This window comes from Poriferisphaera sp. WC338 (assembly GCF_050931845.1).
Classification (GTDB): Bacteria; Planctomycetota; Phycisphaerae; order Phycisphaerales; family Phycisphaeraceae; genus Poriferisphaera.
The window spans coordinates 2,743,002-2,756,965 of record NZ_CP194516.1; the positions used below are offsets into that span (position 1 = coordinate 2,743,002).

The window sequence follows — 13,964 nt, forward strand, 5'->3', positions numbered from 1 at the left end:
GTATTGCGTCTACATGTTTTTCTCACATTCCACAGCTGCCCCACCCAACCGCATCAGCCTCTGCCAATAAAAAAGAGATCATCAAGACCTCTTAGATATCATCCCACTCCGCCCTGAACTTCCATCACCACCTACCCCCTCACACACCGACGCCGAAGGAACAAACTCCCAAGCCCCATCAACAATATGTCCGCGCTAGGCTCCGGCACAACTTGGCTGTAATATCGAAAATAGTCCACCTGCACATACGCATTAAATGGATCATTATTTTTATAACTCAAGCCATAGCTCGGCAGCTTTCCACCAAAACTACTGTCCTCATTCACCGTCAAACTAAAATAAATCGCTTCCTTAACATCCGGCACAACCGCTGGATCATCAAAAGTCAAACGATGAACTCCGTCATAGTAAAACTTCAAATGGTCATCCGTCCACTCCATCCCTAGCGTATGGAACTGTCCATCATCAGGATTAATCCATGCATCACTTAAATCATTTCCCCATACATGATGATCTGCATTACCATAACTACCCCAGTGCAATGAGGTATTGGATCGCTTCGTCCCACGATGTTCAATTACATCAATCTCCATTCCAGACCCCGCATGATCTGTCTTATCTTTCCCATATGTTGGAGATTGCAACCAAAATGCACCCCATGTCCCCCTTCGTTGCGTAAATTTTATCCGCGCCTCCATATAACCAAAAACCGGCGCAAACGTTTCCGTTGCATTCGGATCACGTTTTTCTAGAAATTCTGATCGCGTCCCCACAATCCCTGTGTAATGTTTCGTCGGCTTCAGAATGTCATTGGGATCGTTGTACTCACTCCACGCTCGAATCTCCATCAAACCATTCTTAACACTCACCGCATCTCGTGTGATCGTGGCATCGTGACGTTTCTTTCCCTCTTGCGTGTACTGCCACTTGGTCAAATCCAACGCATTGCCATTAAACTCATCACCCCAAGTCAACACATAATCATCCGAAGGCGGGCTCCCCCATACACCCCCATTCATCCCTAATACCGCCCCAATCACTAGCAAACCATCTAGCCCCATACTTCTCATACTTTTTCTCATAGCTACTGCTTTCTCTCTCACAAAAACGCCTCAACGTTTACACATAAATAATGCCCCCAGTACTGCCATCACCCCCAGCGATGTTGGCTCAGGTACAGCGTAATAGCGAAAGTAATCAACCGACATCATCGGATTCTCCGCTTCACCTTTAGCACCATACCCGCCCGTTGGTATCGCTCCCGCAAACCCGCTCGTCATCACTTCTGAACTAAAATAAATGGCTTCACGTGTTTCCGATACCACTTCCGGATTCGTCATCGTATACCGCAACGTACCATCTAGATAAAACTTCAATTGATCTTCCGTCCACTCCAAACCATACACGTGATACTGCCCATCACTTGGATTCACCACGTGTGTCGGAATCTCATTCGCCCATGATCTGTGATTACTTCCGTAACCATTCCAATGTACTGCATTGTTCGATTTACCATTCCCGCGGTACTCAATGATATCAATCTCATTCCCCGAACCATCCGGATCACTGATGTCCGTTCCCATCGTTGGCGCCTGAAGCCAGAACGCGGACCACATCCCTGCATCCACAGTCATTTTAATCCGTGCTTCCATATAGCCGTATGTTGGCAAGAAAGTTTCACGTGTCGAATCTGGATTTTGATGCACTAGAAATTCATTCCGCGTCCCGACAATCGCCGTGTAATGACGATACCCCTGCTCAGGCTTCGATGAATTCTTTAAAGCACTATAGGTTCGAATGTTTAAATTCCCATTATGCACTGACACTGCATCATTCCGATGAAATGCTGACCGTCGCGTCCGTCCTTCCTGTGTATACGTCCACTTCGCAAGATCAAGTGCATCGCCATCAAACTCATCCGACCACTGCAACTTATATGCTGTGCTCGGCGGCCCCGCCGTCGCACCTACACCAAACACTGACACGCCCAGACCAATGCCGAGGCACATTACGATCGCTTTCATCTTCACTTTCATCGTGTCTCCATCTCCTACCAGATAACCTATTGCACACATGCATATGAAACTTCCCACCACGCAACCAGCCGTCTAAGTTCGCTCCTCACGACACGCCCCCAAAAGACCCACCAATAAACACGCAAAACTACGTATCGGAGCGATCCGATTCATTCTACCGCGATATACCCTCGATCTTCAAGACATTTTTCAATACACCCTCCCCCACCCCACAGCCTACCCAAACTATCAACGTCCAATAATCACCCACACCATTTATCACTCCAGCAAATGCCGCCAGCGAGCTATGGCACATGATCATTTCACAGTATCATAGAGCCCTCTGAAACCCCTACGGCTTTCAGCTTTGTTGTCGAAACGCAGAACCACTCGGGGAGGCGCCATGCCCACGCAATTCAGTTCCATGCTTTACCGCTATTGCACCCTTGCAGCTATCTTGCTCTCACTCTCTGCTTGCGCCCCAACCTCCGGGCCACGCTCTCTCTCCGCCAAACAAGAACAAGCTCTCGTTATCGATCAACACCTCACCGAAGCCGATGTCTACATCGCACGCGGCCTCTCTGATTCTGCCCTCGCGTCCTTCGGCCTCGCCCTTGAGGAAAACCCAAACCTCCTCAAAGCGCACCTCGGCATGGGCGACATCTACCGACAACACGGCAACTTCGAGCTTGCCAAACGCGCCTATAAACGCGCCACCGTCGTCGCTCCCAACGATTTTCGTTCACACTATTCTCTCGCCCTCATGCACCACATGCTTGAAGAACTCAAGCAATCTATTCCCATCTATCTCAAAGCCCTTACGCTCAAGCCAAACTCTTTCGAAGCCAATCGCGATATCGCCGCCGCTTACCTCCAACTCGGCAAGCCCCACATCGCCCTCAACTACAACCGCCGTGCTACCGAGATCGATCCCGATCAACAGTCTGCATGGACTAATCTCGGCGCCAACTACGCCGCACTTAAACAATTCAATGACGCCGTGAATTGCTACCGACAAGCGGCAGAGCTCGGCGACCTCGATGATCCTGTCCTCCTCGGACTCGGCGATGCCCACACAAGACTCGGCAACTTTGACCGCGCCATCACGGTCCTCGCCTCACTCGTCCGCACATCTCCCTCCGTCACGGCTTACGAACGCCTCGGCTACGCCTACTTCAAATCACGTGAATTCAAACGCGCCCTCAAACATTTTCGTAAAGCACTCGAATACGACCCCAACGACATCTCATCACTCAATGGTGTTGGCGTTTGTCTCATGACGCTCTATATCGAAGATGGCCGCGAAAATATGGTCATCCGCAACGAAGCTGTCGACATGTGGCGACGTTCCCTCCAAGTCAATCCTGAGCAACCTCGTATCGCCGATTTCCTCTCTCGTTACGATCAACTTTAATATTCCACCATTGAATTCTTCGCGTACCCCCTCTATCCACCACATAGCTCATCAAGCACATTGCGGCAACACAATCCTAAGCCCGTGACCAGCAATCATGGGAACCACGTATCGCATTATCTCACATACCTGAAACATTCTTTTGCCTGCCACGTCATACTGTTAGTAAGCTTTTCAACAAACCTAACACCATCCCTCAACAACCATCACGGAACCCGCTATGGCCTGGCTACCCATCATCGCCATCACACTCACCGCCACTATCTTCGCCTTCGCCATCCTCTCTCTCTGGCTAGGCATCTGCGGTAAACGCATCGACGACCACCCCGTCTGCCGCAAATGTAAATACGATCTGCTTGGCATCAAACACAAACTCACTACCCCACAAAATCTCACCTGCCCCGAATGTGGATCTCCCCTTTCTTCTCAACGCGCCATCACCACCGGCAACCGCCACAAGCGCAAACCGCTTATTTATCTCGCCATTACCTTCTTTCTCTTACTCGCCACCTCCACTGCCATCACTCTCCTTTATTCCGACCTTTCCACCTACAAACCTGCCTGGTATCTCCGACTCGAAGCTCGCAACCCCGACCTCTTCCCAGCTTCTGATAAATCCCTTGGCGAACTCGTTTCTAGACTAAACAGCAATCAACTTTCCACCGTACAAATCAAAGCCGCCTTCTACGATGCCGTCTACATGATTGATCAAAAACACATCCCCTGGAAAAACAACTGGGGTGACATCATCTACATCACGCTCAGAAAACAAACCGCCGACCAAACCATGCAAGACGCCTACATGAACGCCATACTTAATTCGCTAGAAGTTAAATGGCGACATACCATCCCCAACAACGGTATCCTTCCTATTGAATATGCCATGCCAACAAATCATGGCACATCACAACACCTCATGTTCACAAACCAATACAAGCTCATTATTAACGGCATGAGCATCTACCAAACCCCTTCATCAATCAATCTTTACTCTGATAATCGAATCACAAGAAGTGACCTGCTTCAACTTATTGCCCCCAACATCGGGCCAATCAGTACACGTACAAACATCGCGATGCCACACAACATCCCCGGCATGTTCCTAAGCCATACCACACCAACGATTGACCGAAACAAAGAACGCACACCCATCCCTATCTCTCTACATGACGTCACACAAAACACAACCTTGCCCACCACCCTTGATTTCGAAATTGAAATCAGCGCAACTTGCCACTCTCGCCAATACTACGGTCTTCGATCTGGCAGACCACACCGACGTTCGTTTTCTACTAATACCAAAGGCACAAAGCGTCATAAAGGCACCCTCACAATCACGTCACACAAGCAAGCCGCCTCACTCATCAAAACCCTACAAAATATACAACTTCAAAACAAAGTCACCAACAGCATCACGAAAGCTAAAATCTACAACCGAGGAGGGGAATGGCTAAACACAAACAATCAATCATGGATACTGCTCAACCTTTTTCTCAAAAAAACTCCCATGAATATTGCATACGATGTCTACCTACGATCTCAAAACACTGAACACAAAATTGCGAATATCCTTTTAAGAAAGCATACCATCCAATACCCCCACCAATCACAAATTTATATTCCCGCAAAAATCAACCGTACTTGGATCGATCAAATACAAACTGCCGACATCATTCTCAAACCGAGCAAAATCAAAACATTTGAATTTTCTGATCAATGGGAAATCCCGGGTGAGCCCATTATCATCAAAAATGTACCCATCACCAAGCGGTAGAACCAATAACTCAACACCCAAAGCTTCATTCATCATATCGCCTTTTCGCTGCACCTCTGTAGAATAGCTTTGTGCAACCCGACCCCATCAACATCTGGTCTTCGGTCCCTGACGATCTCATCGCGCGCGCGGCTGATTGTGATCCATCATCCGTCGCTGACATCGCCCGCCTGCGCAAAAAATTCTCCGCCGACCACGTCCGCGCCGCGCTTGATCTCACCCTCGCGCGTCGCAAAGCGCAAAACAAATTCCCCAAAAAAATAGTAAATAAATTTCTCGCCCTTCCGCAAGCCGTTGAACAAGCCTCCTCCTACCGTGCGGCAAAATACAAAGCTACCCGCTTCAAAACTTGCTTTGATAAGGATGCACATCCTTCGATTCCCGAGAACCGAATCATCGACCTCTGCTGCGGTATCGGCGGCGATGCGCTCGCCCTCTCACAAATCCTCCCTTCCCCAGATCAATTACTCGCCGTCGATATCGATCCCCTGCGCACTTGGATGTGCAAGCAAAACACCGGCGTCCAAACACTCGTCACCGACATTACCACGCCAACATTCAAACAAACATTAAGCAATTTTGATTGTTATCACATCGACCCTGCCCGCCGCACTACCGCCGGCCAGCGTCTCTGGCAGCTCGCCGACATCATTCCCTCCCCCGACTACCTCGCCGAACTCGTCTCCCTCATCCCCACCGGCTGCACCAAACTCTCACCCGCCATCAATCACGATGAACTCTCCTTCCCTGCTGAAGTAGAATACCTCTCCGAAGCTGGCTCACTCACACAAGCCCTCGCCTGGACCGGTAAACTTGCACATAACACCTCATATACCACCGCCACCCTGCTCACTAAAGACAATCAAACCCATACCCTCACCGATCAGCCCACCGATGTTTCCTCCGCCGACTGCTCTTCTGAAAAAGAATATCTCTTCACCATCGATCCATCTGTCGAACGCGCCCGCCTCATTCCTCATCTCGCATCTACTCTCAACCTCGACATCATCCACCCCAAGCTCGGCCTCCTCACTTCCAACACTCTCTCCCCTGCAGATCAATCACCATTCTTAAAACCTTATCGCTTGATCGCCTACATGCCTTGGAAGGAATCGCGCATCAAAAACTGGCTCGCATCTCATGACGCCGCCATCATCACCATTAAAACCCGTGACAAAACCGTCAACCCCGATCACCTCGCCCCTGCTCTCCGCGGCACAGGCAACATCCCATACACCCTGTTTATCCTTCGTAAAAACAAATCCATCATTACCTACATCACCGAGCCGCTCTAACCGCGAATTAAAAGTATTTTTATAACTTAAATTTTAGGAAACCGGGAGCTACCGCACCTCCATTCCAAATCGAATCCCATAACCATCCAGATCCCGCACACCAAATTCCCTCACCCCATACGGCCGCGTCACAATCTCACCATCCATCTCCGCCCCACGCACCTTCATCTCCTTAAACATCTGATCCACATCATCCACCCACACATACACATTCCACATTTCCGATACCACCTCACAGTGCGGCACCACATGCTTCGCATCCTCCACCTCCCGCAACATCACACAACACACATCCCGATGCACAATACAAAAACTCGCAGGATTTCCATAAAAATACTCATACTCAAACCCCAGTTGATCGCGATAATACGCTGCCGCCGCCATCACATCTTTAACGAGCAACACCGGTGCCACGCTCTGCATCCGCGCATCCGCAGTCACACCTCGAACTTCATAAACCATATTTTTATCTCCTGTAGAAATGGACAATACAATCAACTCACCAGATTGCACGAGATAATCTAATCGTTGATTAGATTATCTCACAGCAACATCTGACACAGGCAAATCAGATTGTCGCCTAATAGGTTCTCGCGTCCTATTACGTCGAGTATAACCACCCCACTCCCCCCTGAATAGATTTTTCCACCACGCCATCTCTCTACTGCCGCCAATTCGCCCTATAAGCATCGACTTACCTTTTATTTAGATCGCCAACCTCACAACACGCACAAAAAAACACGCACCATCTAGTGCGTGCATCAAGTCTACTCTACTTGTATCGATAACCGGCACATGATCAGTGTGTCGTATAAATAATCGGAAGCTCCACACTCACCGGCGCATCCACCGGGTGACGGACTGCTTCCTTAAACTGATCCGGCGGCATATCCAGATACATCTCCGCATCCTTCCTCGCCTGCTCCATCTTCGGATACCGCACTTCACGGTAACCACGTACCTGATCAGGTACACTCAAGATCGACAACCAACGCTTGTAATCCTGCGCCTCGTGCCAATCTAACCTCTCCACCATCTGATCATACCAATCACGGAACGCGCGCTCCCGGCTATGCCAAGCCGGTAACAACTTCCTTAGCACGCCCATCCCTGACATCATCCGAAGCATCCAATCCTTCGTCTTGATATCAAACTTCACCGGCCGACCAAACACCACAAACTCCGGTTTATTAATATGCGTGTAATCAATCCGATCACCACGCTCAGCATTCACATTAAACCGCAAACGGTCTCGACGATACTTTTCAGGACTCGTCAGCATCGACGACACATAAACCTCGTCCTTAATCAGCATCACTTTCGCCAAGTTATGCACCACCGCCCGTGTGATCTCCAAACCATATTCTGGGTGATCTTTATGGAACACTTCCACGACCCGCTTACAATATTGCTCTGCATACTTGATTCCGCCCCAGATCACACAGTCATACGCACGCACAATCACATCACGCATCAAGTGGTCCGCCACGCGCATCCCCATCGTCGCACGGAACGTCTGCTTCATCAGCACACGGAACTGCTTGCTGATCCGCTCACCGCGTTTCCCGCTGTACCACGCACGAAGCAAGTTCACCTTCCGCCGCATGGTTTGCCGCGAGGTCTCATACTCATGCCGCGCAAACACCTCAAACAATTCAGGCTGCACCGCAAGCTTGCGACCAATCCCAAACGCTCTTAAGTTCCGCTCCCACTCAGCACCCGTGATTTTCTTGATCGCGCGTTCAAGCGTTTCCAATCGCAGCGGCAACAACCCCTGCTGGAACGCAACACCCAACATCATCACATTCACGTACAACTTGTTGTCCAGCATCCGCTCGCACAACTCACCCAAACGCGCCCCAACATACCCCTCCTTCTTCGTATACTTCCGCAGCATCGCTTCGAGCTTCTCAATATTCGTATCAGCGTTGCCCATGAGTTCCTGAATTGTTGCTGTCTTGGTCGTGTTCACAATGATGCTTGTTTTGTCTGGCGAAGCCACACGGTAAGGCATCTTCGGATCAATCGCCCGGCAAGCTTCAAGCAAATCAATCCCAATGATCAGATCCGCCTTGCCATTCGGGATCACCGCGCTGGTCATTTCACTCGCACCGCGCAACCGAAGCCCGCCACTCCAATTCTCCGCCATCTCTTTCCCACGTGTGAACACCAACTGGCTGAACACACCGCCTCCACGGATCGCCAGCCCCTTCTTTTCAAGGAACTGTACGTTGTAGCCCATTTCCTGCCCCGCCAATACCAAGATCGACGTGGTCAAACCAATCCCCATCCCGCCGATCCCCGACAGGTAACACCGCCAAATATCCTGATCTGCATGGATCGGCTTCACCGCATCCGGGATGTCTGTCAAATCAACATACTCATCACCTTTGCGCTCTTCTTCTTTGCGGTAGATCGTCAGTTCCTCAAAGGCCGGGCACGCGCCAATCCTCGCGCACGCACCGTCATCAACACACGTCGAAAAGTCGGTCTGCATCTTCTTGCCGTAGTCAGTCTCAACCGTCTTCAATGCCGGACAACCCGTCTGCGTTGTACATTCCAAGCAGTATTCGCAAACCTCTTCCGCCACATTCATGTATGTCTTCTTCGCCAGGAACCCCTTCTCCCGCATTTCCCTTCGCTCTACCCCGCGTTTCTTACGGTTCTTCGTGATTCCGCATTCCTTATCTGCAATCACAACCTTCACACCCTCAGACAAAACAGTCTGTTCAAGCAGCGTGCGATACCGATCACGATCCTCAGGATTGATCCGCACCACCTTCACTTCCCGGCTCTTATCCTTTGGCACCATCCCCTTCACAATCCGCTCGATATCCAGCGGATCACGCTCTTCCTTCATGAGATCAAACTCATTCGACTCATGCGGCTGATGCCCTGTCATCGCCGTCGTCTTATTCTCTAGGATGATGTATGTAATATCTTGATCGTTATAAATCGACTGGCTTATCGACACCTGCCCCGAATGATAAAACGTTCCATCCCCCATAAATACGATTTGCTTATTCTCGATAAACGGATCAACCCCCGCGCCCGTCGCTCCGCCCAGCCCCATCCCCGAATAATTGTGCATCAACTTTTCATTCGGCGGGAACATCAACATCGTGTAACAACCCGTATCCCCGTGCGCCACCATGTCCACCGGCTTACGCCGATGCTCACGCGCCATGTACTCCGTATTCAGCAAATCATTTCGTAACTCCAACAACACATTTGACGAGTCACGGTGCGGGCAGCCCGGACAAAACGTCGGCGTCCGTAGTGGCAAATCAACATCGTATTCCTTCGTCTTCTCAATCCGTGCCAGTTCCGCACTCAAATTCCCATTCGTCAATTCCACCGGCAATGTCGGATGCCCACGCAATACAGGAATCAATTTCTCCATCAACATCGACGGGCTCAAACCCGACGTCTCCGGAATCCCCGCATGACCGCCCGGGAACTTTTTCCCCCACACTTCAGTCTGCAATCCCTCACCCTGTCGCAGATCATTCACGATCCGCCCGATCGCTTCTTCCACAAATCCACGTCGCTCTTCCACAACAATCAATTGCTCACACTGTCGCGCAAAATCCCCAACAATTTTCTCATCAACCGGGTACACCAATCCCAATTTCAAAATCGGGACCCGCCCCATCAGCCCCATCTCAGATAGCGCATGTGTCAGGAAGCTATATGACACACCACTCGCCACAAAACCCATCGGCACGCGTTCGCCTCGCTGTGCACCATTCACAATCCGGTTAATCCCAAGCTCGCGTGCCGCCGTTTTCACCTTTGCAAAACGCGATTCAAGTCGTACTTCCTCACGACCCGTTCGTGGTGGGAGCAAGACACGCTTCTCCAACGTCGGCTCAATGTCCTGATGATAGCTCAGCGCCATCTTCTGCTTTTCATTTGTCACCGGATAATGGTTCGGCTTGCACTCCACCGTCCCACCACCACTCGCTAGTGCGGTCATAATGCAATAGCCAATATAAATCTCACCCGCCTGCCCCAGCTTAAATCCAAGATTGACCCAGTCCTTCACCTCTTGCAAACTACTCGGTTCAATCAATGGCAAACGTACATGCGCAGCTAAATACCGCGAATCCGCAGGCACCTGCGTCGATTCATTCCAAGGATCGTCACCCGTAATAATCAAGCCCCCACTGTCCCCCAACGTCCCGCCCAGCACACCAAGCGCCAGCGCATCACTTGCCACATGCAAGCCCACACTCTTCATCGCCGTGATACCACGACCGCCCACCATCTGCACCCCATTCACCATCGCAACCGACACCGCTTCATTCACCGCAATCCGCGCAACCATTCCTTTCTCAGCCAACCCATCACTCATCCCGCCAAGCGTGTCAAAATAACCGCTCACCGGAGAACCCGGATAACCTGTCAGCAGGTGCACACCGCCCTCAACTTCTAGCGCCCCCTTCACTAAAAGCTCATTGCCATTAAACACCGCCGTGCCAGATTCCTGTACGAACCTTGCATCGTTATTCATCGTTACTCAACTTTCATTTGTCAGATTAATTGGCCGAGCCGCGTGCCGTCTCACTGTCACACCCACTTGAAACAATCTCAAGCAGATTCCCCTCGCACACTTTCTTAATACTGCATCCAATGCAGTGGTGTGCAGTGACAACACGGGTCCTTCGGACAAGACGCCTATCAGATTCGCATCTCTGGCTGTTTCACCTGATCGGTCACAAGCGTTCATCCTGAACCCTCTCGATACTGATGGCGGCCTTGATTCTCGCGATCTACTCATTACGCCCTTCAGCACAACGAGTTCGATCGAGCCGGGCTTCCTGCCCAACACGGCACATTATAGGTCCTACCGCTCCCCGACAGCAAAGATTTTTAGGGCACGACCCTCATATACCACGACCCTGATATGACAACTCTCAACACCCACATCATCGGATTCAATCCCCCGACCCGCCAAGTTTTCCCCAAATCCCCCTTTGCAGCCTATCAGCCCCCTAAATACCGCCCCCGCAATCCGCTACAATAGCCCCTCCTCCCTCAAATCACTCCCCTGCGGAGCCGCCAATTCCCATAAAAAACTGACCGCAGTTCCATGATGTAGGCGAAACAACACCGTGACCACCCCCCAGCCGTTGAGCAAACCCAGAATCATCATCCAAGGCTTAGGCCTCGTATCCCCCCTCGGACTCTCCGCTTGGGCAACGTTTTCCGCACTCCTTGCCGGGCGATCCATCACCGATCGTCTCACCGAACTCCCACAAGACACCGCCCCCGCAGACCTCGTTCGCGCCGTCGGCTCATCCTGCATCGCACAACATTCCTCCCTCGATCCCGCCATCGAACTCGCTGAGCGCGCTGCCCGTGAAGCCGCGGTTCAAGCAAACATCTCACTTACCAACCTCCCCACCTTCATCGCCACTTCCAAAGGTGCCGTCCACGCACTCCAGCGCGCCACCGAACAGCACTATCAAAATCAACTCACACCCACCGACACCAAACCAGCGAGTTCCACCCGTGAGAACACCGCATCATCTAACCACCAGTTAGACCCATACGCGCACCCGGCCGCCGCCATCGCGCTCGGTCCTACCCACTACCTCACCTATCACCTTGCTCGCCGACTGCACATTAACCCCGTTACCCATACGGTCGCCGCTTGCGCCTCCTCCCTCACCGCCCTCCACCAAGCCGCGCAACACCTACAAAACCCCGCCTCCCCCAATGTAAGTCTCATCCTTGCTGCTGAAGCCGCCCTTATCCCCCAACTCATCTACTCTTACAAACGCCTTGGCGTCCTCGCCAAAACCAACACCGCCGCCTACCACCAAACACCACTCGACCAACACCGCACCGGCTTCATGCTCGCCGAATTCGGTGCCGCCATCATCCTTAAACGACTCGCCCCCGGACAATCCCCCCAGCCCGGCCAGCTCGAACTCACCAACACCGGCATCACCGCCTCCGCCTACGACCTCATGCGCACCCACCCACAAATGCCCGAACTTACTCACCTCGCTCAATCCCTCTTCCAAAACCAAGCCATCGATGTCCTTCACCCTCACGCCACCGGCACCCCCGACCACGACCCTGCTGAACTCTCCGCATTATCATTAGCACTGCAAACAACACAACAACTTATTGATCCAATTGAAACATACGCCGTCAAAGGCGTCTTAGGCCACGGCCTTGGCGCCGCGGGGCTCGTCTCTCTCATCACCGCCGCCCTCTCACTCACCGCCGGCAAACTCCCCCCCATGCCCTGGATCAAAAACCCCATGCCACTCCCAACCAATTCTCCCATCAAGATCGATCCTTCTCCGCACTCTATCTCCCGCACTGGCACACATGCTGTTTTCGCCGCTGGCTTCGGCGGACACACCGCTGCCGCCACCCTCAAGCGCCATTGACCTCACCCTCTTCACAACCAATTCAATCTTCATATAATCCCATAATGCCTGTACCCCCGCCTGCAATGCCCACCGAATCGCTACATCAAGAAGATGTACGCGCTATTGTCAAACTATTCAGTCACATCGCGATCATGCAAGGCGATGCTAATGATAAGAAACGCGCACTCATGCAAGGCCTCTGCGACCTCATCAATGCAGACTATTGGCTTTGGAACATCATGAGCTTTGTGCCAAATGAAATCCCCGTTGCATACGCCGTCCTATACAGCATGCCCGAAAGCATGTTCACTGCTTTCGCCGCAACAAACTACGAATTCCCAGATGATCAGGTCACACAGCAAATCATCGCCAACTGTGCCACAAAAAAACACTGGACACGCAACCGCAAACAACTTGTCCCAAACACCGACTTCATGAAATTAGGTAGCTACACGAAATTCCTATCAAAAACAGACGTCGGCGACTCTATGCTCTCCCTATACCCCATCCACACCGAACAATCCATCTACTCAAACTGCTGCATCCATCGCTCCAAATCAAAGCCGCCCTTTAATGAGCGCGATTGCCTCATTTATCACATCCTAATCTCCGAAGTTGATTGGCTTCACCAACTCGACCTTCCCGAAACAGACCGGGAAGAAACAAACTCACTCCCCCCCAGACTCCAAACAATCTTCGCACTTCTCCTCGAAGGCCACGCCCCTAAACGCATCGCACATCACCTCGAAATCACCGAAAGCACGGTTCGTACCTACATCAAGCAAATCTACAAACACTTTAGCGTCTCAGGTCGACTCGAACTCACCAAACGCTTCACCCACGGCGATGGCAACCACCTCCCCTCATAACCACCACAAAAAACAATCCACTCTCATTTCAGGCAAATCCGATGACGACCTCCCATATTTAGGATATTGCAGCACCCCAAATATACGGCATAATTCACACCAATGATCATTCGCAACCGACCAACGTAATGATCAAAACAACAAACCAATCGCATTAGCATCAAATTAGCCAATGAGATGCTTTTGCAATTGCAAACCAACGAAC

The 13,964-nt window shown here is 51.3% G+C and carries 9 protein-coding genes; 5 read left to right on the forward strand and 4 right to left on the reverse strand.

Annotation, left to right across the window (positions count from 1 at the left end; translation table 11 throughout):
• Positions 1-131: 131 nt before the first annotated feature.
• Together ACQ6WK_RS11225 and ACQ6WK_RS11230 are read right to left on the reverse strand one after the other, a co-directional pair.
• A complete protein-coding gene (locus ACQ6WK_RS11225) occupies positions 132-1,070 on the reverse strand; it encodes a glycoside hydrolase family 16 protein (RefSeq protein WP_432797475.1) in 939 nt (312 codons plus the stop codon).
• Between the two features lie 42 nt (positions 1,071-1,112).
• Entirely contained in the window at positions 1,113-2,036 is a 924-nt protein-coding gene (locus tag ACQ6WK_RS11230) for a glycoside hydrolase family 16 protein (protein WP_432797476.1), read from the reverse strand.
• 382 nt (positions 2,037-2,418) lie between these two features.
• Here ACQ6WK_RS11230 and ACQ6WK_RS11235 point away from each other — a divergent pair, with 382 nt between their 5' ends.
• The 3 genes from ACQ6WK_RS11235 to ACQ6WK_RS11245 all read left to right on the forward strand — a co-directional run bounded on the left by ACQ6WK_RS11235 (position 2,419) and on the right by ACQ6WK_RS11245 (position 6,498).
• Positions 2,419-3,429, forward strand: coding sequence for a tetratricopeptide repeat protein (locus ACQ6WK_RS11235; protein WP_432797477.1), 1,011 nt, complete (start codon positions 2,419-2,421; stop codon positions 3,427-3,429).
• Between the two features lie 220 nt (positions 3,430-3,649).
• Complete coding sequence (locus tag ACQ6WK_RS11240; protein WP_432797478.1) at positions 3,650-5,203, forward strand: hypothetical protein; 1,554 nt, start codon at positions 3,650-3,652, stop codon at positions 5,201-5,203.
• 71 nt (positions 5,204-5,274) lie between these two features.
• Positions 5,275-6,498 (forward strand): THUMP-like domain-containing protein, encoded by a 1,224-nt coding sequence (locus tag ACQ6WK_RS11245; protein ID WP_432797479.1) that lies wholly within the window; start codon positions 5,275-5,277, stop codon positions 6,496-6,498.
• A 48-nt stretch (positions 6,499-6,546) separates the two neighbouring features.
• Here ACQ6WK_RS11245 and ACQ6WK_RS11250 read toward each other — a convergent pair whose 3' ends face one another.
• Positions 6,547-6,960, reverse strand: a complete 414-nt coding sequence (locus ACQ6WK_RS11250; RefSeq protein WP_432797480.1) for a VOC family protein — start codon at positions 6,958-6,960, stop codon at positions 6,547-6,549.
• 337 nt (positions 6,961-7,297) lie between these two features.
• Positions 7,298-11,014 carry a DUF6537 domain-containing protein gene (locus tag ACQ6WK_RS11255; RefSeq protein WP_432797481.1) on the reverse strand — a complete coding sequence of 1,239 codons (3,717 nt, stop codon included), beginning with the start codon at positions 11,012-11,014 and terminating at the stop codon, positions 7,298-7,300.
• A gap of 601 nt (positions 11,015-11,615) precedes the next feature.
• On the opposite strand from ACQ6WK_RS11255, the gene ACQ6WK_RS11260 reads away from it, so the two are divergent.
• Together ACQ6WK_RS11260 and ACQ6WK_RS11265 are read left to right on the forward strand one after the other, a co-directional pair.
• The gene (locus ACQ6WK_RS11260) at positions 11,616-12,908 is read left to right on the forward strand and encodes a beta-ketoacyl synthase N-terminal-like domain-containing protein (RefSeq protein ID WP_432797482.1); all 1,293 of its coding nucleotides are present in this window, start codon (positions 11,616-11,618) and stop codon (positions 12,906-12,908) included.
• A gap of 44 nt (positions 12,909-12,952) precedes the next feature.
• On the forward strand, positions 12,953-13,759 hold the full coding sequence (locus tag ACQ6WK_RS11265; protein WP_432797483.1) for a LuxR C-terminal-related transcriptional regulator: 807 nt from the start codon (positions 12,953-12,955) through the stop codon (positions 13,757-13,759).
• The last annotated feature ends 205 nt before the right edge of the window (positions 13,760-13,964 follow it).